Annotated in this window: 25 protein-coding genes; 8 read left to right on the top strand and 17 right to left on the bottom strand. The window is 60.4% G+C overall.

Going from position 1 to position 25566, the window contains the following annotated elements:
• Positions 1-66: 66 nt before the first annotated feature.
• Both mnmH and selD read right to left on the bottom strand, forming a co-directional pair.
• Positions 67-1176 carry a tRNA 2-selenouridine(34) synthase MnmH gene (mnmH, locus tag V6F78_RS02745; protein WP_047273752.1) on the bottom strand — a complete coding sequence of 370 codons (1110 nt, stop codon included), beginning with the start codon at positions 1174-1176 and terminating at the stop codon, positions 67-69.
• Complete coding sequence (gene selD / locus V6F78_RS02740) at positions 1176-2210, bottom strand: selenide, water dikinase SelD (RefSeq protein WP_047294731.1); 1035 nt, start codon at positions 2208-2210, stop codon at positions 1176-1178. The genes mnmH and selD overlap by 1 nt, the downstream gene beginning before the upstream one ends.
• 628 nt (positions 2211-2838) lie before the next feature.
• On the opposite strand from selD, the gene V6F78_RS02735 reads away from it, so the two are divergent.
• Positions 2839-3168 (top strand): hypothetical protein, encoded by a 330-nt coding sequence (locus V6F78_RS02735; protein WP_047294732.1) that lies wholly within the window; start codon positions 2839-2841, stop codon positions 3166-3168.
• A gap of 45 nt (positions 3169-3213) precedes the next feature.
• Here V6F78_RS02735 and V6F78_RS02730 read toward each other — a convergent pair whose 3' ends face one another.
• The 9 genes from V6F78_RS02730 to V6F78_RS02690 all read right to left on the bottom strand — a co-directional run bounded on the left by V6F78_RS02730 (position 3214) and on the right by V6F78_RS02690 (position 13128).
• Positions 3214-3711, bottom strand: a complete 498-nt coding sequence (locus tag V6F78_RS02730) for a hypothetical protein (RefSeq protein ID WP_332726576.1) — start codon at positions 3709-3711, stop codon at positions 3214-3216.
• Positions 3712-3858: 147 nt separating this feature from the next.
• Positions 3859-4788 (bottom strand): electron transfer flavoprotein subunit alpha/FixB family protein, encoded by a 930-nt coding sequence (locus tag V6F78_RS02725; protein ID WP_332726575.1) that lies wholly within the window; start codon positions 4786-4788, stop codon positions 3859-3861.
• 16 nt (positions 4789-4804) lie between these two features.
• Positions 4805-5554, bottom strand: a complete 750-nt coding sequence (locus tag V6F78_RS02720; RefSeq protein WP_047281922.1) for an electron transfer flavoprotein subunit beta/FixA family protein — start codon at positions 5552-5554, stop codon at positions 4805-4807.
• A 64-nt stretch (positions 5555-5618) separates the two neighbouring features.
• Positions 5619-7046, bottom strand: coding sequence for a purine-cytosine permease family protein (locus V6F78_RS02715; RefSeq protein ID WP_332726574.1), 1428 nt, complete (start codon positions 7044-7046; stop codon positions 5619-5621).
• A gap of 129 nt (positions 7047-7175) precedes the next feature.
• Positions 7176-8318, bottom strand: coding sequence for an acyl-CoA dehydrogenase family protein (locus V6F78_RS02710; RefSeq protein WP_332726573.1), 1143 nt, complete (start codon positions 8316-8318; stop codon positions 7176-7178).
• Positions 8315-9475 carry a CaiB/BaiF CoA transferase family protein gene (locus V6F78_RS02705; RefSeq protein ID WP_169840334.1) on the bottom strand — a complete coding sequence of 387 codons (1161 nt, stop codon included), beginning with the start codon at positions 9473-9475 and terminating at the stop codon, positions 8315-8317. The genes V6F78_RS02710 and V6F78_RS02705 overlap by 4 nt, the downstream gene beginning before the upstream one ends.
• A 124-nt stretch (positions 9476-9599) precedes the next feature.
• Entirely contained in the window at positions 9600-11276 is a 1677-nt protein-coding gene (gene hutU, locus V6F78_RS02700; RefSeq protein WP_261761458.1) for a urocanate hydratase, read from the bottom strand.
• A gap of 314 nt (positions 11277-11590) precedes the next feature.
• Positions 11591-12343 carry a histidine utilization repressor gene (gene hutC / locus V6F78_RS02695; RefSeq protein WP_047282457.1) on the bottom strand — a complete coding sequence of 251 codons (753 nt, stop codon included), beginning with the start codon at positions 12341-12343 and terminating at the stop codon, positions 11591-11593.
• A gap of 80 nt (positions 12344-12423) precedes the next feature.
• Positions 12424-13128, bottom strand: coding sequence for a YoaK family protein (locus tag V6F78_RS02690; RefSeq protein WP_047274762.1), 705 nt, complete (start codon positions 13126-13128; stop codon positions 12424-12426).
• Positions 13129-13357: 229 nt separating this feature from the next.
• Here V6F78_RS02690 and V6F78_RS02685 point away from each other — a divergent pair, with 229 nt between their 5' ends.
• Positions 13358-14023 carry a histidine phosphatase family protein gene (locus V6F78_RS02685; RefSeq protein WP_047274763.1) on the top strand — a complete coding sequence of 222 codons (666 nt, stop codon included), beginning with the start codon at positions 13358-13360 and terminating at the stop codon, positions 14021-14023.
• Here the strand turns inward: V6F78_RS02685 and V6F78_RS02680 are convergent, their stop codons facing one another.
• Positions 14024-14959, bottom strand: a complete 936-nt coding sequence (locus V6F78_RS02680) for a DMT family transporter (protein ID WP_094990803.1) — start codon at positions 14957-14959, stop codon at positions 14024-14026.
• Positions 14960-15106: 147 nt separating this feature from the next.
• Here V6F78_RS02680 and V6F78_RS02675 point away from each other — a divergent pair, with 147 nt between their 5' ends.
• Both V6F78_RS02675 and V6F78_RS02670 read left to right on the top strand, forming a co-directional pair.
• Entirely contained in the window at positions 15107-16009 is a 903-nt protein-coding gene (locus V6F78_RS02675; RefSeq protein ID WP_094990804.1) for a LysR substrate-binding domain-containing protein, read from the top strand.
• Between the two features lie 30 nt (positions 16010-16039).
• The gene (locus tag V6F78_RS02670; RefSeq protein ID WP_047291411.1) at positions 16040-16264 is read left to right on the top strand and encodes a YgdI/YgdR family lipoprotein; all 225 of its coding nucleotides are present in this window, start codon (positions 16040-16042) and stop codon (positions 16262-16264) included.
• Positions 16265-16309: 45 nt separating this feature from the next.
• Here V6F78_RS02670 and V6F78_RS02665 read toward each other — a convergent pair whose 3' ends face one another.
• From V6F78_RS02665 to V6F78_RS02650, 4 genes are read right to left on the bottom strand one after another with little or no spacing between them, the layout of a single operon-like run.
• The gene (locus V6F78_RS02665; protein ID WP_048376050.1) at positions 16310-17599 is read right to left on the bottom strand and encodes an NAD(P)/FAD-dependent oxidoreductase; all 1290 of its coding nucleotides are present in this window, start codon (positions 17597-17599) and stop codon (positions 16310-16312) included.
• On the bottom strand, positions 17596-18342 hold the full coding sequence (locus V6F78_RS02660) for an amino acid ABC transporter ATP-binding protein (RefSeq protein ID WP_047277115.1): 747 nt from the start codon (positions 18340-18342) through the stop codon (positions 17596-17598). The genes V6F78_RS02665 and V6F78_RS02660 overlap by 4 nt, the downstream gene beginning before the upstream one ends.
• Positions 18339-18995: an amino acid ABC transporter permease gene (locus V6F78_RS02655; RefSeq protein WP_047274771.1), complete on the bottom strand. Its 657-nt coding sequence runs from the start codon at positions 18993-18995 to the stop codon at positions 18339-18341. Before V6F78_RS02655 ends, V6F78_RS02660 begins: the two co-directional genes overlap by 4 nt.
• Positions 18996-19054: 59 nt before the next feature.
• Complete coding sequence (locus V6F78_RS02650) at positions 19055-19822, bottom strand: ABC transporter substrate-binding protein (RefSeq protein ID WP_193076561.1); 768 nt, start codon at positions 19820-19822, stop codon at positions 19055-19057.
• A 172-nt stretch (positions 19823-19994) separates the two neighbouring features.
• Between V6F78_RS02650 and V6F78_RS02645 the strand changes: the two genes are divergently transcribed.
• From V6F78_RS02645 to V6F78_RS02630, 4 genes are all read left to right on the top strand, one after another.
• Positions 19995-20771: an IclR family transcriptional regulator gene (locus V6F78_RS02645; protein WP_047274775.1), complete on the top strand. Its 777-nt coding sequence runs from the start codon at positions 19995-19997 to the stop codon at positions 20769-20771.
• A 111-nt stretch (positions 20772-20882) separates the two neighbouring features.
• Positions 20883-21938, top strand: coding sequence for a permease (locus tag V6F78_RS02640; protein ID WP_047274777.1), 1056 nt, complete (start codon positions 20883-20885; stop codon positions 21936-21938).
• Positions 21939-22116: 178 nt separating this feature from the next.
• The gene (locus V6F78_RS02635; protein WP_047274963.1) at positions 22117-22830 is read left to right on the top strand and encodes a carbonic anhydrase; all 714 of its coding nucleotides are present in this window, start codon (positions 22117-22119) and stop codon (positions 22828-22830) included.
• 83 nt (positions 22831-22913) lie between these two features.
• Positions 22914-24455, top strand: a complete 1542-nt coding sequence (locus V6F78_RS02630) for a SulP family inorganic anion transporter (RefSeq protein ID WP_332726572.1) — start codon at positions 22914-22916, stop codon at positions 24453-24455.
• 42 nt (positions 24456-24497) lie between these two features.
• Here the strand turns inward: V6F78_RS02630 and V6F78_RS02625 are convergent, their stop codons facing one another.
• Complete coding sequence (locus V6F78_RS02625; protein ID WP_047280574.1) at positions 24498-25511, bottom strand: AraC family transcriptional regulator; 1014 nt, start codon at positions 25509-25511, stop codon at positions 24498-24500.
• Positions 25512-25566: the final 55 nt, after the last annotated feature.

The raw sequence follows: 25566 nt of genomic DNA, 5'->3' as shown, positions 1-25566 counted from the left end.
GTCAAACCGCTCAAGCTGGTTGACTGCTTTGGCCAATGAGCGATTGAGCGTGCCTAAAGACGCGGCTTAACGGCCCTCTTTCTGGCGGGCGTTTTCGCGCAAATACGCCAACACGGCCGCTTGATCCCCCGCAAACGCGATTCGACCGGCTTTCTTCTCACGCTGAAACGCGTACATCGGATCGTAGTATTCGCGCAGCAACGCTTCGATCCACACCCGGTGCATGTCCACCGATCCGCAACGTTCCTGCTCTTGCAGCGCGCGGGTCATCACGTCCTGCAAACGCTGAAAGCGTTCACCGCCGAGGCGTTTTTGAATATTGGCCAGGCTTTCCAGCAACCGCTGAGAAAACAGCGCGAAACCATGTTCAGCATTTTTAGCCGTGAATTCGGCACACAACTCAATGACGTAATCACGCAGGATGCGCTCGACCCGGCTGTTCAGGCTGTCTTCGAGCCACACCATCGGCGCGGTCTGCATGGTTTGGTAGAGCGGCAACGGCAAGGCACAACTGCCCACCGTGCGGCTTTCGTCTTCCAGCACAAAGCGCTCAATGCCTTTGTCGCGCTTTTTCAGCACATCAATGGCCAAGCGATTTTCAAAATCAATATTGGACGGCTGGCCGGTGGCGCGCTTGCCAAAGCTTGAACCGCGATGATTGGCGTGACCTTCAAGGTCCAGCGCATTGTCGAGCTGCACCAGCACGTCGGTCTTGCCGGTACCGGTCATGCCGCCGAGCACCAGCAGATCGCACTGCGCCACGGCCTCGTCGAGGGTCTGGATCAGGAACGTACGCAGCGCTTTATAGCCACCGGTGACGCGCGGGTAATCAATGCCGGCATCGTGCTTGAGCCACTGCTGCACGATCTGCGACCGCATGCCGCCACGAAAGCAATACAGGCACCCGTCGGGATGGGCCCGGGCAAAATCGGCCCATGCTTGCAGACGCTCAGCCTTGACCTTGCCCGAGACCAATTGATGCCCCAGCACCACGGCGGCTTGCTGGCCTTGCTGCTTGTAGCACGTGCCCACGCGCTCACGCTCGTGATCGGTCATCAGAGGCAGGTTGACCACACCCGGAAACGCCCCTTTGTGAAACTCAATCGGCGCACGGGTATCCATCATCGGCCGGTCATTGAGGAACACCTCGCGCAAGTCGGTTACGTCATGAGCCATCATGCAACCTCAACCGCGTACGTCTGTCGCTCCACCAGGCGGCCGATCGGCTCAAGGTGCAAGCCATGCTCGCGGGCCATGTCCAGGAACGCCTCGTTGCCTTGCGGGGTAACAGCGACCAATAACCCGCCGCTGGTTTGCGGATCGCACAACACGCGCTTGTGCAGCTCCTGGATCGGCGAAATCTTGCTCGCGTAACTGTCATAGTTGCGCAAGGTGCCGCCCGGCACGCAGCCCTGCTCCAGGTAATATTCCACCGCGTCCAGCCGCGGCACCCTGGCGTAATCGATTTGCGCGCTCAAGCCACTGCCGTCGGCCATCTCGACCAAATGCCCCAGCAGGCCAAAACCCGTCACATCGGTCATCGCCGTGACGCCATCGAGCTTGGCAAACTGACTGCCGATCCGGTTCAGCGTACACATCCAGTCACGGGCCACGCCCACGTCCTGCGTGCGCAATTTGCCCTTCTTCTCGGCCGTGGTGAGGATGCCGATCCCCAAGGGTTTGGTCAGGTACAGCAAGCACCCGGCGGTGGCGGTGTCATTGCGTTTCATCTGGCGTTTGTTGACGACACCGGTCACGGCCAGGCCAAAAATCGGCTCGGGGGTGTCAATCGAATGCCCGCCTGCCAGCGGGATGCCTGCGTCATCACACACGGCCCGGCCCCCGCGGATTACTTCCCGTGCCACTTCGGGCGGCAACAGGTTCACGGGCCAGCCCAGAATGGCAATCGCCATCAACGGATCGCCGCCCATGGCGTAGATATCGCTGATTGCATTGGTGGCCGCAATGCGCCCGAAGTCGTACGGGTCATCGACGATGGGCATGAAAAAATCGGTGGTCGACACCACGCCGCGCTCGTCATCCAGGGCGTAGACCGCCGCATCGTCGCGCGATGAATTACCGACCCACAACTTCGGATCAAGGTTTTGCGCACCGCTACCGGCAAGAATGACTTCAAGCACCTGAGGCGAAATTTTGCAGCCGCACCCTGCTCCGTGGCTGTACTGCGTCAGGCGAATCGGCTCGCTCATAGGGCACCTTCAATGGGTATCAAAGTGCCAGATACTAACAGAGCGGCCAGCGCAGCTGGCGCACGGCATGCGAGGCCCGCAACAAATCCGCAACAAACCACCGCAATTGCTCAGACGTCAGTGCACTTCCCCCCCGCCCTTGCGGGCCAGCGCAGGATGACCGGCAAGCTGGAAACAGACCCGCGAGTCACATATGTAGTGCCTTTAAATAATCACTACATATGTGTTGACGACGGCTTTTTCCTTTTGCATGATGCAGACGTCTTCCCCACCGGAAGCGCTGGAAAAAGTAGTTGTAAGCATGTTCGACGAGCCGTCGGACTGTTCCGGGATAGGTACTGCCCACAAGGCAGAATTGATGAAGCTGACCTGGTTTGATCGTCCAGAGTCTGGATGAGAGAAGCTGGCGAGACGTCCTCAAGAGGCTTGTGGCTGATGTGTCATGTCACCCGTAGCATTCTGGCTCACGCTGCCCTCCTTCATTTCAGGCTGATGTTGTAGTAGCTGAACTTCACTACTACACGGGACACGCTCAAGGCAGGATCTGCTTTAGATGGACCCCACGTAGCGCTGCACTGGCAGTTGCGCGAATCAATTGACAGATCAACGAGTGGTCAAGGAGCTAGCGATGAACCTGAATAACCAACCGACTATCAACGAACTGGCTGAACTGTTCGCCGGTCGTAAAGACACACTCAACGATCATATTGTGTGGATCAATGAGGCGGGTGACGTTCGGATCGACCCGGTCTCCCACTGTGTAGAAGAAACCGAGTTCGAAAATCAGCATCCACAGATGCGTGCCCGACTCAAAATGTACCGCCGCGGCCAGGGTTATGTGGGCAAAAAGGCCGCCGCGGACAAAGCGTTCATGACAAAGGTGCTCCAAACCTTGACCCTGACCTGGGAAAAGGCGAAAGCAGAACCTGAGGTTATAAAAGTGAACAGCTACTGCTGATCGAAAGACGGCATTGAAAGCCCCGGAGTCGCTCCGGGGCTTTTTTTATGCCTTGCCGGCAACGGTCTTGACGCAGCTTTCTGTCCCTCGACCAGCCACACCGTTGTGCATGTAGTGCGGTTGATAGTACGACTTGTGCAGCGTGGTGGTGTACGTGCCCTGCGCATCCTGATCCTGGGTCAAGGTGGCCAACCCGATGCCGTAGTCCTTGGCCGCGCTCGCATCGTCATTGGCAAAGTACAGGGCTAGCGTTTGCCCTTTGGCCGCGCCATAGCCTGAATACGTGACCGGCGCTGCGGACGTTTCAACCCTGAAGGTCAACTGATAGGCTCCAAACCCCTGTTGGGCATGGCTGGCGCTCTCGTCCGTCGTCAGCGTCAACACGCCCTTATACGCACCGTCATGCCGGTCATACCCCGAGCATTCATAAGTACCGGCAATCTGTAACGGGTCGGCCGGTGCCGCCATCGTCAGGCCGCAAAACCCTCCCATTACCACCCACGCAACCACGCTCATGCTTCGTTTTGCAGTCACTCGCGACATCATTCATTCTCCACAGCCATTGACGGGGATTACGTTTGAAACGCGAGAAATCTACACCTCGTGACAGCGCGTTTTGTTAGCGCTACACAATGGATTGAAACAGCTTTTTGCAGCCTGCCTGCGTCTTCACGCCAGCTGTTTAACGGCTCACAGCGCCCGCTCCAACTCAGGTACGGCTTCGAACAAGTCCGCCACCAGGCCGTAATCGGCCACCTGGAAGATCGGCGCTTCTTCGTCCTTGTTGATCGCTACGATCACTTTGGAGTCTTTCATGCCCGCCAAATGCTGGATCGCGCCGGAAATACCGACCGCAATGTACAGCTGTGGCGCAACGATTTTGCCGGTCTGGCCCACCTGCATGTCGTTCGGTACAAAACCGGCGTCAACCGCGGCACGGGACGCACCCACGGCAGCGCCCAGTTTGTCGGCCAGTGCGTACAGGTGTTTGAAGTTGTCGCCGTTCTGCATGCCGCGACCGCCGGAGACGACGATTTTGGCTGCGGTCAGCTCAGGACGGTCCGATTTGGCCAGTTCTTCGTTCACGAACGAAGACGTGCCTGCATCGTGAACGGCCGCGACCGCTTCCACTGCCGCAGCACCGCCTTGCGCCGCCACCGGGTCGAAACCGGTCGCACGCACGGTGATCACTTTGACCGGCGCTGTCGATTGCACGGTCGCAATGGCGTTACCGGCATAGATCGGACGCTTGAAGGTGTCAGCGCTTTCTACCGAAACGATCTCGGAGATCTGGTCAACGTCCAGTTGCGCAGCCACACGCGGCAGGATGTTTTTGCCGTTGGAGGTCGCCGCAGCCAGGATGTGGCTGTAGCTTTTGCCCAGTTCTGCAACCAGCGGGGCAACGTTTTCAGGCAACTGATGCGCATAAGCCGCGTTATCGGCAGCCAGCACCTTGGCCACGCCCGAAACCTGTGCAGCGGCTTCAGCGATGGCGCCAATGCCCTGACCTGCGACCAGAACGTGGATGTCGCCACCGATTTTGGCAGCAGCGGCTACGGTGTTCAGCGTGGCCGGGGCCAGGGTTTTACCGTCGTGTTCTGCGATTACCAAGATAGTCATGTTTACGCCCTCCAATTCAAAGCACCTTCGCTTCGTTTTTCAGTTTCTCGACCAGTTCAGCCACCGACTTGACCTTGATGCCTGCGCTGCGTGCCGCCGGCGCTTCGACTTTCAGGGTTTTGTTGGTCGATGCCGTGGAAACGCCCAACGCGTCAGGCGTCAGCACTTCAAGCGGCTTCTTCTTGGCTTTCATGATGTTTGGCAGGGACGCGTAGCGCGGCTCGTTCAAACGCAGGTCGGTGGTGACGATGGCGGGCAGGTTCAGGGAAACCGTTTGCGCGCCGCCGTCGATTTCACGGGTCACCGCTACCTTGTCACCGGCCACTTCAACCTTGGAAGCGAACGTGCCCTGGCCGTAACCGGTCAGCGCTGCCAGCATCTGGCCCGTCTGGTTGTTGTCGCTGTCGATGGCCTGTTTGCCCAGGATCACCAGTTGCGGCTGCTCCTTGTCCACCACAGCCTTGAGCAGCTTGGCCACGGCCAGCGAGGTCAGGTCTTCGGCGGATTCGACGAGGATGGCGCGATCTGCACCCAGTGCCAGCGCGGTACGCAGCTGTTCCTGAGCCGTGGTCGGGCCGATGGAGACGACGACGATCTCAGTTGCCACGCCTTTCTCTTTCAGGCGTACGGCTTCTTCCACAGCGATCTCGCAGAAGGGGTTCATCGACATCTTGACGTTGGCGAGGTCAACGCCGGAGTTGTCCGCCTTGACGCGAACTTTAACGTTGTAATCGACAACGCGTTTGATACAAGCCAGCACCTTCATGGTTGCTCCTTTGAGGACGGCCCCGCGCAACCGGGCCGTCCACGTCTGCGATTGAGAAAAACCGTTAAACCGTGGCCGGTTCGACCGGCAATATCAGTTGATCGGGCACGGCATGTGCGCTATTGCGTGCCACCAGGTAATACATCAACGCGGGCAGCGTCAGACCGATGATCCAGGAAATATCCGTGCCCCCCAGCGACGCCACCAGCGGCCCGGTGTAAAAACTGGTGGCGATAAACGGCAGCTGAATCAGCACCCCAAAGGCGTATACCACAATACCGCGCAGGTTCCAGCGCCCGTATCGGCCATTCGGGTTAGACAGCGCCGGCACGTCATAGCGCTCTTTGCTGATCAGGTAGAAGTCCACCAGATTGATGGCGCTCCACGGTGTGAAAAACGCCAGCAGGAACAGGATGAATGCCGAGAAATCCTTGAGGAATGAATGCTGCCCGAGCAACGCCAGCGTGGTGGCAAACCCCACCATCAGCAGGATGTACACCAGACGCAGGGTTTTGGAGATCCGGTGATTGCCACGGAACCCGCTGACGATGGTCGCCAGCGACATGAAACTGCCGTAGGCATTGAGGGTGGTGATCGTCACCTTGCCAAACACCACACAGAAATACAGCAGCGCAGCCATAGCCCCGCTCGCCCCCAGCCCCACGATGTACGACACCTCATGCCCGGCAAACCGGTCACCGGCCAATGCAGCCACAAACACGCCAAACACCATCGAGATCTGCGACCCCACCACCGAGCCCAGCCCCACCGCGAGGAAGGTTTTGAGCGACGAGGTGGTAGACGGCAGATAGCGCGAGTAATCGGCCACATACGGCCCGAAAGCAATCTGCCAGGACGCCGAAAGCGAGATGGCCAATAAAAAGCTGCTTAGCGAAAAGTGTTTATTGCTCAACAACAGGCCCACATCGTTTTGCGACAGCAAGGTGTAGAACAGGTAGAAAAACGCCAGCACCCCAACCACGCTGGCCACGCGGCCAATCATGTGAATCGTGCGGTAGCCCAGGATGGTCAGCAGGACAATCAGGGCCGCAAAAATCAGGATGCCCCACGAATCGCTCACGCCGACCAATTGCCCCACCGCCTGCCCCGCCAGCACCGAGCCGCTGGCCGAAAACCCCACGTACATCAGGCACACCAGCACAATCGGGATCACGGCCCCGTACACCCCGAATTGCACACGACTGGAGATCATTTGCGGCAACCCCAGCTTCGGGCCCTGAGCGGCGTGCAGTGCCATGATGACGCCGCCCAGCACTTGCCCGATCAGCAAACCGATCAGCGACCAAAACACATCACCGCCCAAGACCACGGCCAGGGCGCCCGTGACGATGGCCGTGACTTGCAGGTTCGCCCCGAACCACAGGGTGAACTGACTGAACAACCGCCCGTGTCGCTCGGACTCGGGGATGTAATCAATAGAGCGCTGTTCGACCAGCGAGGCCCGCGGTGAATCTTCGTTGTGCGTGGACATAAGCAGTTCCTTGGGGCTGTCACCGTCGGTGCGCCCATTGTTTTTGGAATGACTTTTCCGATCCTTGACCTGACCTTCACCGCATCCTTGCAACCCTGGGCAGGTGCCTGCGCACCTGCCACGTGCGCGTTACGGGCGGGCGTCGAGCAACGCCCGGGAAATGATGATTTTCTGCACTTCAGAAGTGCCTTCGAAAATCCGCAAGATCCGCGCATCGCGCACGTAACGCTCCAACGGCAAGTCACGGCTGTAGCCGTACCCGCCGTGCAATTGCAGCGCAGCATCGGTGATAAACCCGGCGCACTCCGCCGCCACCAGTTTGGCCGTCGCAGAATCAAGGCTGAAACGCTCGCCGCTGTCACGCCGGGCAGCGGCTTTCATGGTCAGCAGGCGGGCACTTTCGAGCTGCGCATACATGTCCGCCAGGCGCCATTGCGTCCCTTGATACGCCGCCAGGGGTTTAGGCCCTATTTGACGCTCACGCACCCAGTTCAAACTGGCGTTCAATGCCGCGCTGGCAATCCCCAGCGACATGGCCGCCACTTCCACCCGCCCGCGATCCAGCACCGCCATGGCCGTGTTGAAACCCTGCCCCTCGACACCCAGCAGCGCAGTCTCTGGCAACCAGCAATCGAGCGCCAACTCATAGATCGTGCTGCCGCGCAGACCCATGGTTTTCTCCGGGCTGGAGAAACTGATCCCGGCCGTGCCCTTGGGCACCCTGAATGCACTGATGCCTTTGTGCCCGGCCTCCGCGTCGGTTTTCACGTACAGCACAATGAAGTCGGCTTCCTTGGCATTGGTGATGTAGTGCTTGCTGCCGCGTACACGCCAGCCACCGTCTTCGCGCACGGCACGGCTGCGCATGTCGGCCGGGTTGGAACCAGCGGCCGGCTCGGTCAGGGCGAATGCGCCCAACCACGCCCCGCTGGCCGCCTGGGGCAACCACTCCTGCTTTTGCTGTTCCGTGGCGCCCAGCAGAATCGAATCGGTGGCCAAAAAGTGCGCCGTCATGGCCGAGGCCGTCGAGGCACAGGCCCCCGCGACCGCTTCCACCACGCGGCTCATCGCCAGGCTGCCGATGCCCAGGCCGCCGTAGGCTTCTGGCAGGTTAATGCCCATAAAGCCCAAGTCACCCAACGCCTTGATGCTGGCCAGACAAAAACTTTCGCTCTCGTCGTAGTGCTGCGCCAAGGGCTGAATCACTTCGCGGGCGACCTGTTCAGCGCTGTCAACCACTGCCAGCTCTTCTGCATTCATAGTGAAATTCACGGGTTCACTCCTGTTGGATTCAAACCAAAAATGGCGTTGTCAGCCCCCAAGCGTGGGGCTGCAGTAAGGGCGTGGGGTTTGCGACCGTTGAAGAACACCGGTTGCGGCACACAAGGCACTGCCGCGCCGGGTGACTGAAACTGCAACTGACGCACGCGGGCATGCTCACTGCTGGCGGCTTCAGCCAAATCCCACACCGGCGAGGACGGCACCCCTGCCTCCAGCAAGCCGTCACACAGGTGCTCGACGCTGTGTTGCGCGGTCCATGCCTCAATGGCAGCCCGCAGTTGCGGTTCGTGCCGGGTACGACTGGCGTCGTCGATAAAGCGCGGGTCGATTGCCAGCTCAGGCTGGCCCATGCACTGGCACAGGCGCTCAAACAGCCGGTTGCTGGCGACCGCAATCACCACCAACCCGTCGGCAGCCCGGTAGGTGTCAAACGGGGTGGACACCGGATGTCGGTTCCCCACCAGCCCCGGTGCCACACCGTTGGCATACAGGTTGGACAAACCGGTCATTTGCAGACTGAACAACACGTCGAACATGGCCACATCGATGTATTGCGCGCCCGGCGCATGGCGCTCGCGGGCAAACAAAGCCGAACTGATGGCCCAGGCGGCGTAGACCCCGGCACACAAGTCCCCGATGGACTCGCCGCTGCGGGTAGGCCCCGTGGCTGCAAATCCGGTGACACTCATCAAGCCCGACATGGCCTGGGCCACAATGTCGTAGGCCGGGCGACCCGACAGGGGGCCGTCCTGCCCGAAACCGGAAATACTGGCGTAGATCAGTCGCGGGTTGTGCTGCTTCAGGGTATCGAAATCAATGCCCAGACGCCGGGTGACGCCGGGGCGGAAGTTCTCCACCAGCACATCGGCGTCGGCCACCAGTTCGTAAAAGCGTTGACGGTCTGACGGGTCTTTGAAATCAATCTCGACGCTGCGCTTGCCGCGATTGATGAGGCCGAAGTACACGCTTTCGCCCGCCAGAAAAGGCCCCAGATGCCGTGCGTCATCGCCCTCTTGCGGCACCTCGAACTTAATGACATCAGCCCCCAGGTCCGCCAGCATCGCGGTGCAATGCGGGCCCGCCAGTACGCGGCTGATGTCCAGCACGCGCACGCCTTGCAGTTGTTGAGTAAACGGACTGTTGCTCATGGTTGTTGCCTCACAGGGTCGTCAGGTCAGCCATTGACGCAGGCAGGCGTGCACCGTGCAGCCTGTGTGGCCCACGTACGCGCTATCCCGACCTTCGTCAGCGACTATCAGGTGTGGGGGCGGCTCAGCCGTTGATCATCGGCAGGTTCAGGCCCTGTTCGTTGGCGCAGTCGATGGCGATTTCATACCCGGCGTCGGCATGGCGCATCACGCCGGTGGCCGGGTCGTTGTGCAGCACGCGGGCGATGCGTTCGGCCGCTTCGTCGGTGCCATCACACACAATCACCATGCCCGAATGCTGCGAGAAGCCCATGCCCACGCCACCGCCGTGGTGCAGCGAAACCCAGGTCGCGCCGCTGGCGGTGTTGAGCAAGGCATTGAGCAGCGGCCAGTCAGACACCGCGTCCGAGCCATCCTGCATGGCTTCGGTTTCGCGGTTGGGGCTGGCCACGGAGCCGGAGTCCAGATGGTCGCGGCCAATCACGATCGGCGCTTTCAGCTCGCCGCTGCGCACCATTTCGTTGAACGCCAGGCCCAACTTCGCACGCTGGCCCAAGCCAACCCAGCAAATACGCGCCGGCAAACCCTGGAAGCTGATGCGCTCGCGGGCCATGTCCAGCCAGTTGTGCAGGTGCGCGTCGTCGGCGATCAGTTCTTTGACCTTGGCGTCGGTCTTGTAGATGTCCTCGGCGTCCCCCGACAGCGCGACCCAACGGAACGGGCCTACGCCACGGCAGAACAGCGGGCGGATGTAGGCCGGTACAAATCCGGGGAAGTCGAAGGCGTTTTCGACGCCGACTTCTTTGGCCATCTGACGAATGTTGTTGCCGTAGTCGAAGGTCGGGATGCCCTGTTTCTGAAAGGCGAGCATGGCTTCGACGTGTTCGCCCATCGACGCCTTGGCGGCGCTGACCACGGCCGCCGGATCGGTCACGGCGCGGTCGCGGTACTGCTCCCAGGTCCAGCCTTTGGGCAGGTAGCCGTTGAGCGGGTCGTGGGCGCTGGTCTGGTCGGTGACCATGTCCGGGCGTACACCACGGCGAACCATTTCAGGCAGCAGCTCGGCAGCATTCCCACACAGTGCAATGGAAATGGCTTTGCCTTCGGCGGTGTAGCGGGCGATCCGCGCCAGCGCGTCATCCAGATCGGTGGCCTGTTCGTCAACGTACCGGGTGGCCAGACGGAAATCGATGCGGCTCTGCTGGCATTCGATGTTCAGCGAGCACGCGCCCGCCAAGGTGGCGGCCAGGGGCTGCGCACCGCCCATGCCGCCCAGACCCGCTGTCAGGACCCACTTGCCCTTGAGGCTGCCGTTGTAATGCTGGCGACCGGCTTCGACGAAGGTTTCGTACGTGCCTTGCACAATCCCCTGACTGCCGATGTAGATCCAGCTCCCGGCTGTCATCTGGCCATACATGGCCAGGCCCTTGGCATCCAGTTCGTTAAAGTGTTCCCAGGTCGCCCAGTGCGGCACCAGATTGGAGTTGGCGATCAGCACGCGCGGCGCATTGCTGTGGGTTTTGAACACGCCCACCGGCTTGCCGGATTGCACCAGCAAGGTCTCGTCGTCATTGAGGTGAGTGAGGCTTTCGACAATTTTGTCGTAGCAGTCCCAGTTGCGCGCTGCCCGGCCAATGCCGCCATACACCACCAGCTCGGTCGGGTTCTCGGCCACTTGCGGGTCAAGGTTGTTCATCAACATCCGCAGCGGGGCTTCGGTCATCCAGCTTTTAGCCGTAAGACGGGTGCCGCGGGCGGCGCGGATTTCACCGTCGCGGTGACGGGTGTGAGCAGTTGTCATGCAGTAATCCTTCATCAAATGGCATCAACGACATGAGGTGCAGTGCGGCAACTGCGCACTTATACCAACCTGTATGTACAAGTGAATGCAAGTGAAGGGCCAACATGCAGCGCGCCTTCTGAGAAGCGTGCCATGACAATAGGAAAATATTATTTAAATCAAGATGTTATAAAAATTCAGATTTTCACGACTCAGCTCGTTCTTAGCGAAAGCTCGTGAAAAGTTGCCGCAACTTGGTGCATAGACCGGCAAAAAGGTAACGGAACCGCACCAAAAGTAACGCGGGTAACACGCCCACCCGCGCCAACGCCCACTCAGTGCCCACACTGCCCTTGCAACCGATAGCGCGAGCCCGGATACACCAGTCGCGCGCACCCCACCACGCCTTGGGCCGACCAGGTGCGGCGGCGAATCATCAGGCACGCTTCGTTTCGTTTGATGCCTAGCAGACGGCACTCCGCCGAGGTGGCATGAATGGCTTCCACCACATGCTCGCCCCCGGTCAGCGGCGCAAGGTCCATCAAGTAGGCGTAGGCCGTGGTGCGGGTGAAGTCCTGCTGCAAATAAAGAGGCGCAATCTGCGCATTGACGAAACGCTCCTCGATTTGCACCGGCACCTCGTTTTCGTAATGCACGATCACCGAATGAAACAGCCGCTCGATGCCGTCCAGGGCGAAGGGCAAGGTCGGGCTGGCCTTAGCCGGGACCTCTTCAAGCACCATCACGTCGCTGCGGTGTACATGGCCGCGATCAGCGATTTCCTGCGCGATATTGTGAATTTCGAACAGTGCCGCCGTGCCCTTGGGCATCGCCACAAACGTCCCCACGCCTTGCATGCGCACCAGCAGGCCTTCGATGGTCAGCTCGCGCAAGGCACGGTTGATGGTCATGCGGCTCACGCCCAATTGCTGGAGCAACTCGCTTTCGGACGGCAACTTCGTATTGGGGAGCCAGGCACCGGAGCGGATTTTCTGCACGATGGCCTGTTTGACCCGCGCGTACAGGGGCGCCGGGCTTTCAAGAGAGAATGACTCGAGGGGCGAATGGTCATCGACAGACTGGGACACAACAACTCCTGTTTATTGATTGGGGCAGGCCCGTGCGTGGCGCCAGTCTACCCGTCGCGCAGTCGCAGACAAACAGGGGCTTAACGCGGCATGTAATCGCGCTGCCAGCGGCGCGGGATGCGCAAGGAGATCACACCGAGCACGCAGGCAAACCCCGCGCTGAATAACATCGCCCTGACGCCGAACCGTGCCTCCAGCCAGGCGCCCAACACCGCGCCTAGCAACATGCCGCTCCAGGGCACCAGTTGCACGCGCCAGCCGCTCTTGCGCTCGCCCAGCAGCCAGCGCCCCAGACCGCGGCCGAAACGCGACAGCGCCCCGGTCACGTACGTCAGCCCCACCGGCAACCCGTTGACCTGCTCCACAGCCGCATTAAGCATGCCCATCGCCAGAATGGCCGCCAGCAAGGCCGGCACCTGCGACGCAAATGGCACCAGCCCGGCGGCACACAACAGCCCGGCAATGACCAGCATCAAGGGCAAGGCGCGGCGTCCGCCCCAACGCCCGAGCAAAATGCCCAGCGTGTTGCCTGCGATGAACGCCAGCACGGCAAAAAACAGGCGCAACACCAGGCTCGCATCCCCCTGACTGATCGCCACCGCCAGGCGCGTGGTGTTACCGCTCATGAACGACACGAAATCGCCCGTGGCCAGAAACCCGATGGCATCGGTCATGCCAGCCAGCACCGAAAGGCTCGCCACCAACCCCAAGCCGACCCGCCCTCGCCAGGCTCGCACGCGCAGGTGTACGGGGTTGATCGGGGGTCTGAGCGGAGCAGGTAACATCGGCACAACCTCTTAAGGATGAAGGCCGTTCAATGATGGCCAATTGAACACCGCCTTACCAGTACTCGTCAGCTTAATCCCTGGAAGCATTCAGAAACGTCTGCAACTAAAGTGAGAGCGAACCAATTTCCAAATGCGCGTCTAATGAACACTTTGTTCAAGGATGACGGGCACTTCGGTGTTTGTACGACAAGGAGCGCACTCGCCCGATTTGATACAGAAGACCTTCATGTTCCCGATCGACTGGAAAAAAAACCGCTTCGCGTTAGCCGCTGTCCCGCTGCTGCTGATCGCGGGCACTGTCAGCCTTAGCTCCCACGTCGAAGACGCTTTCGCCCAACCGGCCGATGGGGTTCAGACCCTGGTGTTCATGCGCCACGCTGAAAAACCGGCTGACGGTCTGGGGCAACTGACCTGCCAGGGCCTGAACCGCGCCATTGATCTGGCGACGTTGCTGCCGCAGAAATATGGCAAGGCGGATTACGTGTTCGCCGCCAACCCGTCGCGTCAGGTCGAAGAAGGCGCCGAGGATGACGCCTACAGCTATGTGCGGCCGATGATGACCATCAACCCCAGCGCCATCAAACTGGGCTTGCCCATCAATCTGGAGTTTTCGGCCAACGATACACGGCAACTGGCCAACGAGCTGACAGACGACAAGTACCACAACTCGACCGTCTACACCGCCTGGTCCCATGGCTACCTGCCTGAGCTGATCAACACGGTCGCGGGCAAGGCCACCGGTAAAAAAGTCTCGCTGACCGAGGACTGGGCAGACAGCGATTTCGACTCCCTGTACGTGCTGACCCTGACCTGGCACAACGGCAAAGCCACCCTGCTCAGCCGCGTCGATAAACAAGGGCTGAACAACGGCGCCAAAGCCTGCCCGAGCTGATCAAGCCAGTGCCTGGCGGGCGGGCGCATGACGGCGTACGGCCCAACTGACGCCACTTAACAGCAGGATCACGGCCAGTGATTCCAGCAACGTCGGCCAGCGCTGCACATAGACAAAGCCATAAAACAGCGCGAACAGTGTTTCAAACACGATCAACTGGCCGCTCAAGGTCAGCGGCAGCCGCCGCGAAGCCGCATTCCACAGCCGGTTGCCGAACCATGAGCCGACGACCGCACACGCCAGATTGATCGCCCAGAACCCCTGCCAGCGGGCGTCACTGACGTCGGCGTGCGCAGCCTCCAGCGACAGTGCATGGGCGACGGTCCAGATCAAAAGCCCCAGCACACCCGTGGTCACGCCCCACAAGCTCGACCATTCACTGCTGGTGAATGAACTGTGTTTCAAGTACCGCGCGTTGGCTGTGGCAAATCCCGTCCAGCACACCAGTGCGCCCATAGCACAGGCAATGCCCAGTATTTTTTCAGCCAACGGTTGCCCGGCATCGGCGCCAGACAAGGCCTCAAGGTTGATGCACAGCATCCCGGCCAGCACCAGCAGCAGCGGCCAGATCAGGCGAGTCAGCGGCACGGCCCCCGCATCGCTGCGGCCCAGCCAACTGATGGTCAACGGCAATACGCCGATGATCAGTGACGCCACGGCGATCCCCACCCACTGCACGGCGGCGGCCAGCAGCATGTAATAAATCAGGTTGCCCAACAGGGCGAGCTTCACCAGTGTCATTACGTCGCGCAGGGTCAGTTGGGTCAGCAAGCGCTTGGCGTTGGGCAGTATCAACAGTGCCGACACTGCGCCGTACAGGATAAAACGGGCACAACTGAGGAGCAGCGGACTGAACTCCGGTAACAGCACCGGCACCAAAAACACCCACCCCCACACGGCACCTGCCATGCCGGCATAGACTATCCCGCGCTTCATTACGTATGCTCACAACCTGAAAGAGGCTGCAAGAATAGGCATTCCACGCTTGAGTGACTAAAGAGCATTTGGCATTCAGGCATTCCTTATGGGAATAATCCAACACACTTGCAGCCCACCCGCAGAGTCTGCCCCACAGGAACACCCGTGAGCCGCTACTTGAAACACTTGCCACCGCTCGACACGCTGATCACGTTCGAGGCGGTTACCCGTAATGGCAGCTTTACCCGCGCCGCAACCGAGCTGTGCCTGACCCAAAGCGCCGTCAGCAAACAGATTCGCACCCTTGAAGATGCCCTCGGACTCTCGTTGTTCGAGCGTCAAGCCCGGGGTATCAGCCTGACCCGCGCGGGCGCCGGCCTGTTTGCAGAAGTCAGCGCGATGCTTGAGCGACTGCAACACAGTGTCAACCGGATCAAGGTGGAACATGCGCCTACTGCCGTGACGGTGCAGTGCACCCACGCTGTGGCACAGTTCTGGCTCTTTCCGCGTCTGCTGGCGTTCAACACCGCTCACCCCGGGATCACGGTCAACATCCACGCCAATAATGGTCTGGACGAGTCGAGTACAGCGGATTACGATTTCTCGATCTTGTACGGTAATGGCAAGTGGTCATCACTGGATGCCGATCTCTTGTTTGCCGAATGCGTGTACCCGGTGGTCAGCGCTGACTTGCCTGTGGCAAACATTGGCGCACCGTCTGATGTGCAAACGCTGCCCCTGATCGAGCTGGATTCATCCGGCTGGAACTGCATGGACTGGCGCGACTGGTTCCGGCATTTCGCGATTGAGCACACCCCCTCGCCCGACAGCCCGCTGTTCAACCAAGTGACGCTGGCCTATCAGGCAATCATGCAAGGCATGGGCGTCGGGCTGGGCTGGGATTTTATGGTCAGGGACAAAATCGACAGCGGCGTGCTGCGGCGCGTCGGCCCTTATGAATGTATCAGCGGTAATGCTGACTACCTGGCGCACTCTCGGCATAAAACGTTGTCAGAGGCAGCAGTTATTTTCCGACACTGGCTTTTGCATAAAAGCCCGTGCGTTTAATCCTTACGTTTGAATGCTCGAGGAGCTTGCATGAAGATCAATGAGATCGCTGTACCGTTGGTGATGGTGGCAATGCTGGGGCTGGCTGGGTGCGCCTCGCCGAGCGTGGTGACCCTGCAAAACGGCACGCAATACCTGACCAAAGACCTGCCAAAAACCAAAACCAACGACGGCTTCTACGAGTTCGTGGACATTGCCGGCAAGCACATCAGGATCAAGGCTGACGACGTGGCCACCATCAAAACCGACGATTGACGCCCAGGCAACGGCAAGCAATTGCTTGCCGTTGCGCAGTTCAGTTCAGTTCAGGGCATCGAGCATTCGGTAGTAGGTGATCCCGGCGGCAACGTACAAGCGTTGCAGGCTGTGGAACGGGATGCTGCGAATGGGCGTGACCGGGAACGGGAAGTCACTGTCGGTTCCCGCCACGCGCGCCGCCAGATGCTTGCCCAACAGGGTCGACATGGCAATCCCGCGGCCGTTGTAGCCCATCAGTATCGACAGTCCCGGCTGAGGTTCATGCAGCTGCGGCAACACACTCTGATTCAACGCAATGCGCCCGCTCCAGCGGTATTCGACGGCCACCCCGGCCAGTTGCGGGAACAGCATCACCATTGAGCGTTCCAGATGCGTCCAGTCCCCGGCCCGGGTCGGCTCCGCAAACGGCCCGCGACCGCCCAGCAACAAGCGGCCCTGGGCATCCATCTTGAAGTACAGCAACAGGCGACGCGCATCCGAACACACTTCACCTCCCGGCAAGATGGTCTTGCGCAAGTCAGGGGGCAGCGGACGGGTGGCGATGATGAAGCTGTTGGCCGCCAGTACGGTCTGGCGCAAGCCCGGCCACAGGTTGTCGGTGTACCCGTTGGTGGCCAGCACCACCCTATCGGCGCTGACCGTGTTGCCTTGGGCAGTGGTCAATTGCCATTGTTGCCCCACACGCCGCAAATCGGTCACCCGGCTTTGGCTGTGAATGGTGACGCCACGGCCCAACGCTGACTTGGCCAACCCGCGGGCATAGTTCAGCGGATGCAAACTGCCCGCGCGCGGGTCGACCCAGCCGCCCAGATAATTGTGCGTACCCAGACGCTGGCATACCGCATCACGGTCCAGAATCTCGGCGGCAATCCCTCGTTGCTGCCATTGCCGGGCCCGGTGTTCAAGCGCTTTCATGGATACGGCGGACACGGCGGGCTGGATCCAGCCTTTACGGCTGGCTTCACAGGCGATGCTGTACTCGCGAATCAAGGCAAAGACTTCATCGGCAGCCCCTCCGCAGGCCTCGATGATGCGCTCGCCGCGCGTCTCACCGTAACGCTGGAGCAACTGATCGGGGTCGTACTTGAGGCCCGGAATCACTTGCCCGCCGTTGCGACCCGATGCCCCCCACCCGGGTTCGCCAGCGTCCAGCACGCACACGCTGATGCCTGCTTCGGCCAGCCTTAATGCCGTGACCAGCCCGGTGTATCCGGCCCCGACAATGGCCACGTCCACGCGTTTGTTTTCACTGAGCGGCGGCGTCATGGCGCCGGGCCGGGCCGTGGCTGACCACAGCGAAGGCGGCAACTGACCGCTGGAAGCAGATTTCATGAGGTAACCTCGTCCGTCTGGTTCAGCAGACGTCGCAGAAAATCTTGGGTACGCGGGTGTTGCGGGGCGCTCAGCACTGTTTTGGCAGGGCCGGCCTCGACAATGTGGCCGCTGTGCAAGAAACACACTTTGTCCGCGACATCACGGGCAAATCCCATCTCATGGGTGACGACGATCATGGTCATGCCCTCGTCGGCCAGACGCCGCATGACCGTGAGCACTTCACCCACCAGTTCCGGGTCGAGGGCCGAGGTCGGCTCATCGAACAAAATGGCTTGCGGGTTCATGGCCAGCGCGCGGGCAATCGCCACGCGTTGCTGCTGCCCCCCGGACAAGGCGTCCGGGTAGGCGTCCATGCGGTGGGCCAGACCGACTTTTTCGAGCAGCGCCGTGGCCTGCTTGCGCGCCGCTTGCGGGTGTTGCTTGAGCACGTAAATCGGCCCTTCCATCACGTTTTCGAGCGCCGTACGGTGCGGAAACAGGTTGAAACGCTGAAACACCATGGCCACACGCGTGCGCAACTGATGGATGCTCTTGTCGTTGCGGTCCACGCGCTGGCCGCTGACCAGGATCTCGCCCCGACTGTAACTTTCCAGGCCGTTGATGCACCGCAACAGCGTCGATTTGCCCGACCCCGAAGGGCCGATCAGGCACACCACTTCGCCTTGCCCGACTTGCAGATCCACCCCTTCAAGCACCGGGACGCTGCCGAAATGCTTGTACACACCCTTGAGTTCAATCATGAAGTTCTCCGCGTCGCGAAGCGTGCTTCCAGGCGACGCAAACCGAAGGACAACGGCAGGCTCATCGACAGGTAAAGCAGGGCCACCAAGGTGTACACCGTCATGTTTTCGAACGTCGAAGAGGCGATCAACTGACCTTGGCGGGTCATCTCGGCCACGGTGATGGTGGACACCAGCGAGGAGTCCTTGAGCATCATCACCAGCGTATTGCCGTAGGGCGGCAAGGCGATGCGGAACGCCTGGGGCAATACTACCCGGCGCATGATCATCATGCCGCGCATGCCGATGGATTCGGCGGCTTCGATCTGGCCGTGGTCAATGGCCTGGATGCCGGCGCGGAAGTTTTCGGCCTGATAGGCCGAGTACGCGATGCCCAGACCAATCACACCCGCCTGCATGGCGCTGAGCTGGATGCCGAAGTCGGGCAATACGAAATAGATATAAAACAGCTGAACAATGATGGGCAAACCGCGAATCACGTTGACCACGCCTATGGCGAACAACGCCACCGCGCGGATTTTGGAAACCATCATCAAAGCGAATACAAGACCGATCAGCGAACTCAGCACGAACGATCCCGCAGTGACTTGCACAGTAACGACCGCCCCTTTCAACAACAGCGGGAGGAAGTCCAACGCGTCCTGGAGAAACATAAGTTACCTGCGAAACAACACATGAAACGGCCCGCAGCAGCGTGCGGGCCGAGGAATCATCAGTTCAGTTTCCACTGCTCAATGATGCGGTCCAGCGAGCCATCAGCCTTGATCGCGGCGATGCCCTTGTTCACTTGCGCAAGTGTTTCGGGGTCGTTCTGGCGCATCACGATGCACACATCGCCCACGACTACCGATTTATAGGTGTCCGACAGTTTCAGCCCCTTGGTCTGCTTGGGGTTGGTGGCCATCTGGTACGCCACGATGGGACGGTCGCCGAATGCAGCCTTGATCCGGCCCAACCGCAGGTCGCGCATCATGTCGGCCACCGAGTCGTAGCTGCGCACTTCCTTGAAACCGCCATGCCTGTTCAAGGCATCAATAAAGACCGATCCCACTTGGGCACCGACGATTTCCCCTTTCAGGTCAGCCATGCTGGTGTAGGTTTTAGGGTCTTTTTCCTGAAGGATCAGCCCTTCACCGTAGCTGTAAATCGGGTCGGAGTACTGCACGACCTTCTCGCGCTCAGGGGTTTTGAGCATGGCGGCCGAGATCAGGTCGATCTTGTTGGACGTCAATGAAGGAATCAGCGCAGAAAAGACGCTTTGTTGAATATCCGTCTGGAAACCGCCCGCTTTGCCGATGGCTTCAATCGCGTCGACCATCATGCCCTGGGTATGCCCGCTTTTGATGTCAACGAAGGTAAACGGAATGCCTGTGGCGGTAGCCCCGACGCGATAGGTCGGTGTAGCCAGTACGCTGGCAGATCCCATCATGCCCGCGGCGATTGCACACACGAGCGTGAGCACTTGAAATTTTTTCTGCATGGCGAATCTCCCTGTGGTCGCTTTTATTATCCTGATAACGCCTTGAAACAGCCTCCGCACCCTCTGGTGTTAAAAGCCGGCATCGACTATAAACAATTTACCTAAATCGTAAAGAGATTTATAAGTATCGAATATCGATATTTATAACGTACATAAACGCCAAGGAAGCGTCATGAGCGAACACAATAACCCCCTTTTCAATCAGTCGTTGGAGAAGGGCCTCGCGGTATTGCGCGGCTTTGGCGCAGCACGGCGAACCATGAACCTGGCCGATATTGCGCAGGTTGCGGGCATTAGCAAAAGCTCCGCCCAGCGAATGGTGCACACGCTCGAAGAGCTGGGCTATATCCGCAAGCATCCGCAAAGCCGCCGCTTCCAGTTAACGCCCAAAGTTATGGAAATCGGCTACAACTATTTAGCCGCGGACACACTCGTTGACGTTGCAAATCCTTACTTGGCGGAACTCAACCAACTCACTGGCGAAACCGTCAACCTGACCGAGCCTGACGGCGTGTCCATGGTGTATGTCGCGCGTTTTGTGGCGCCCAAGTTCATCCCCATTCATATGCCGATTGGCAGCCGCATCCCCATGTACCTCAGTGGCGGCGGACGGGCCTACCTCAGCGGACTGCCTGACGAAGACGTGCACGCGGCCCTGCAAGCCAGCGATATTCGGCCTTTCACCCAGCACACGCTGACCGATCCGGCGGCTATTTTCGAACGCATACAAGCGGCCCGGAGCAAGGGCTACGCCACCAATAAGGAAGAAATGTTCCTGGGGGACATGACCCTTGCCGCGCCGGTGTACGGCAGCCATGGCCTGCCAGTGGCAGCCGTCCACGTGGTGGCGCCCAGCAGCCGCTGGAGCATGGAAGACGCAGAGCTCAAGATGGGCTCGGCCATCGTCCAGTGCGCGCGGGCAATCAGCAACGCCATCAGAACCTTGTGAGGCTTCACTACAGATCGCGCCAGCTTGCGCGGTCTGACACCCCTTGCAGATAAATCAGCCTCCGGATTGGCGTATGATGCGCCGCAATTTCCTCATGTCCGGTAACTGTTTATGTCCAGTGTTTCCTCAGTCAAACCTACACGGGGCTGGTCATTCTGGTGCAAGCCCCTGCTGTTCCTGCTGATAGCAGGCATTGGCCTGTATTACGTCAAGTGGTCGCCCTACTACGCCAAAGCCTTTTTGGCGGCAGACAACCACAGCATTGGCGCCTCGATCCTCAACGATAACCAGGGCGAGCCCCTCGCGGCGGCACTGGCGTATGCCCAGGTGTATTTTCTGGCGATCTGGAAAGCCGCCGTTCTGGCAGTGATTCTCGGCTCGCTGATTCAAGTGCTGATCCCGCGCGACTGGTTGCTGCGCCTGTTCGGCAAGGCCGGTCTGGGTTCGACCCTGCGCGGCGGGCTGTTCGCCCTGCCGGGCATGATGTGCACCTGTTGCGCGGCCCCGGTTGCCGCCGGCATGCGCCGACAGAAGGTGTCGGTGGGCGCCGCCCTCGCCTTCTGGATTGCCAACCCGGTACTGAACCCGGCAACGCTGGTGTTCATGGGCTTTGTACTGGGCTGGGGGTTCAGTGCATTACGCCTGGTGGCCGGGTTGGTGCTGGTGATTGGCGTCTCGCTGATTGCCCAGCGCATCTCACGCCCGGAGAGCATTCCTGACGCGGCGCTGGACGCGATCTCCGATGCCAGCCAGGGCAATCAAGACCCGTTCTTGGTGCGCTGGGCGCGCACGTTGTGGCAATTGTTCTGGAATACCATTCCGGTGTATTTGCTGGCCGTCTTGCTGCTGGGCGCGGCCCGCGTGTGGCTGTTCCCGCACGTCGATGGCGCCATGAGCGACAGCCTGCTGTGGCTCGTCCCCCTGGCGATTGTCGGCACGCTGTTCGTGATCCCCACTGCGGCGGAAATCCCGATTGTGCAAACGATGATGGCACTGGGCATGGGCACCGCGCCTGCTGTGGCCTTGCTGATGACCCTGCCCAGCGTGAGCCTGCCGTCGCTGTTGATGCTGCGCAAGGATTTCGACACCCGCGTGCTCGTCAGTGTGGCCGTGATGACCATGCTGGTGGGCATCCTCAGTGGGCTGGTGGGCATGTGGCTGCTCTGAATCAGCGCGCCCTGCACCGTCCCGGCAATTGCTTAATGCCATCATGAAAGCCTTGTTCCAGAGCGGTTAATTCAGTTTTAGTTAAGCTTCAACCGGTACTTTTTTTCATTCGGGTCAATGACGGCCCGTTTCTGGCCTCCACCAGAAATCTCTTCGCTTTGCCAAAAGAGGATGAATGATGAGTACCAAGGATAATCAGTCGATAGCTGCAGCCACTGCCACCCCCGAAGCAGCGCTGCAGCACATCGTCGAAGGTTTTTTGCATTTTCATCACGACATCTTTCCGCAACAGAAAGACCTGTTCAAAAAGCTGGCCACCGCCCAACGTCCCCGCGCCATGTTCATCGCCTGCGCCGATTCGCGCATCGTCCCCGAACTCATCACGCAAAGCGCGCCCGGCGATTTGTTTGTCACGCGCAATGTCGGCAATGTCGTGCCGCCCTACGGTCAGATGAACGGCGGCGTGTCCACGGCCATTGAATACGCCAATCTGGTGCTGGGGGTGCAGCACATCATCGTGTGCGGGCACTCGGACTGCGGCGCGATGCGCGGTGTGCTCAACCCCGACAGCCTTGAAGCCATGCCCACCGTCAAAGCCTGGCTGCGCCATGCCGAAGTGGCCAAGACCATGGTTCAAGAGAACTGCGCCTGCGCCAGCGAAACCGACAGCATGCACCGCCTGACCGAAGAAAACGTGATTGCCCAGCTGCAGCACCTGCGCACGCACCCGTCCGTGGCCTCCCGCCTGGCCAATGGCCAGTTATTTATCCATGGCTGGATCTACAACATCGAAACCAGCGACATCAGCGCCTACGACGCCGAACAAGCGGCTTTCAGGCCCTTGAACGACGTGCACAACATCCCTTCTGCGACGCCCAAAGCGCGCTTCTGACCGACATTGACCGCGCCTCGTCCCGGCTGCCCGTCATGCAGCCGAAGGTGGCGTTGGCTTGAACCTGCTTTGGGAGCGTTTCCATGCGTGCTGAACACTTAAGAAAAATCTTGCCCCGCGAGTTGATGGCCTCGGTGGTGGTGTTTCTGGTGGCCCTGCCTCTGTGCATGGGCATTGCCATCGCCTCCGGCATGCCGCCCGCCAAAGGCTTGATTACCGGCATCATTGGCGGGCTGGTGGTGGGCTGGATGGCGGGCTCGCCATTACAGGTCAGCGGCCCGGCCGCCGGATTGGCGGTGCTGGTCTTTGAAATCGTGCGCCAACACGGCATGGCCATGCTGGGGCCGATCCTGCTCCTGGCTGGCCTCTTGCAATTACTGGCCGGGCGTTTGCGGCTGGGCTGCTGGTTCCGCGTCACCGCCCCGGCCGTGGTGTATGGCATGCTCGCCGGGATTGGCGTGTTGATCGTGTTATCCCAACTGCATGTGATGCTCGACGGCGCGCCGCAGCCCTCAGGGCTGGCGAACCTGACGGGCTTTCCGCACGCGTTGCTGGCGGCGCTGCCGACGCTGGGCGGCGGCCTCGGTTGGCAAGCCGGATCATTGGGGCTGGGGACCATTGTGGTGATGGCGTTGTGGGACAAATGCCGCCCGCAGCGTTTGCGATTTGTCCCCGGCGCGTTGCTGGGCGTCGGCCTGACCACCGGGATCAGCCTGCTGCTGGAGCTGTCGGTCAAACGGGTCGAGGTGCCGGACAACCTGGCCGATGCCATCGACTGGCTGCGCCCCGCCGACCTGCTCAATCTGGCTGACCCGACCCTGCTGCTAGCTGCCTTCACGGTCGCCTTCATTGCCAGTGCCGAAACCCTGTTATCGGCAGCAGCAGTGGATCGCATGCACAACGGCCAGCGCTCGGACTTTGACAAGGAGCTCAGCGCTCAGGGCGTCGGCAACATGCTGTGCGGCCTGTTCGGGGCATTGCCGATGACCGGGGTGATCGTGCGCAGTTCGGCCAACGTTCAGGCCGGCGCCACCACGCGGCTGTCGGCCATGTTGCACGGCGCATGGCTACTGGCGTTCGTGGTGTTGCTGTCCAGCGTGCTGCAACGCATCCCGGTGGCAAGCCTCGCGGGTGTGCTGGTCTATACCGGGATCAAGCTGGTGGACGTCAAAGCCTTTCGCGGCCTGGCCCGTTATGGCCGCATGCCAATGTTGACCTATGCCGCCACGGCACTGACGATCATCTTCACCGACTTGCTGACGGGCGTGCTGGTGGGCTTTGCCCTGACGCTGGTCAAGCTGGCCTGGAAAGCGGCGCGCCTGAAAATCAGCCTCACCCCGTTATCGGCCCCGCATGAGATGGAGCTGCGCTTGTCGGGCGCGGCGACCTTCCTCAAAGTCCCCGCGCTGACGCGCACCTTGGGCCGGGTGCCTGCGGGTTCGATCGTGCACGTGCCACTGGGCAACCTCAGTTACATCGACCATGCCTGCCTGGAACTGCTGGAGGAGTGGGCGCGGGCCAACGCGGCCAGCGGCTCAAGACTGATCATCGAACCCCGAGGGCTGAAACGTCGGCTGGAAGGACGAACCCGGACCACGGCCGGTCTCGGCTCGACCGCCAACTGACTGTGTTGAACAGGCCTGCCGCGGTCACTGCGGCAAGCCTGTTCAATTGACGCCCAGAATCAGGCTGCGGTAATGCCCCGGGTTGGTCCCCGACCATTTGCGAAACGCTTTGTAGAACGAACTGGTGTCGGCAAACCCGAGGTGGGAGGCGATGTCGGCAAAACTCAATTCAGGCTCGGCCAGCCAGCCGATGGCCAACTCCTTGCGTACCCCGTCCTTGAGCCCCTGATACGTCTGCCCTTCTTCGGCCAGACGGCGGCGTAACGTCGAGGCTGACATGCACAGCGTGTGCGCCAGGCCTTCAGTCTCAGGCCACTGCGCAGCAGGCAGTTGTCGCAAACTGTGCTTGATCTGACTGGCCAGGCTTTGCGGGTCGCGGTACTTGACCAGAATATTGGCCGGTGCCTGCGCCAAAAAACGCTGCAGTTCGCCCTCAGTGCGCTTGATCGGCGCATCCAGGCAATCGGCCGCGAAAATCATCCGCGTGCGCGGGCGCCCGAAACGCAAATTCTCTGAAAACATCACCGCGTAATCGTCGCCATGCTCAGGCGGCGCACACCGCAGCTCGATGGCCAGGATCGGAATCCGCCGCCCGACCAGCCAGCACGCCACCCCGTGCACAATCATCCAGTACGTAAAGTAGGTGAAGGCCCGCGCCGGGTTGTCGTCAGGCTCGTGCAAGACAATCTCGGCCAGGCTCTGGCGCCGCACCAACGTGGCGGGCAGGCGTTCGAGCATCAACGACAAAAAGCCCAGCACCAGCTCCAGGCCCTGCACCAGCGTGGGCTGTGCCATGGCCGCACGGCACATGAACGCCAGGCTTCCGGCGCGCAGCTTGCGCGGGTCCATGCCAAAAAATTCATCGTCCAGACGCTGCGCCAGCAAGCGCCACATGCGCGCATAGGTGTGGGCAGGCACGCGGCCTTCGGCGTCTTCCAGCAGCGCCGGATCAACCCCCACGGTGCGCAACACATCCTGCATGACGAGCGGCGAAGCGCAGCTTTGCAACAGCGCTTCGCGCACCAACTGAATGGCGATGGTGTCTTTGTTCAACATTGGCCTTGATCCAAGCCTGATGGTGTTTAACTGTGGGCCATCTTAAGCAGCGTGG

The organism is Pseudomonas sp. ESBL9, assembly GCF_036668715.1.
GTDB lineage: Bacteria > Pseudomonadota > Gammaproteobacteria > Pseudomonadales > Pseudomonadaceae > Aquipseudomonas > Aquipseudomonas lundensis.
Note: the sequence above shows the minus strand (reverse complement) of the source record. Positions and strands in the feature narration are given on the sequence as shown.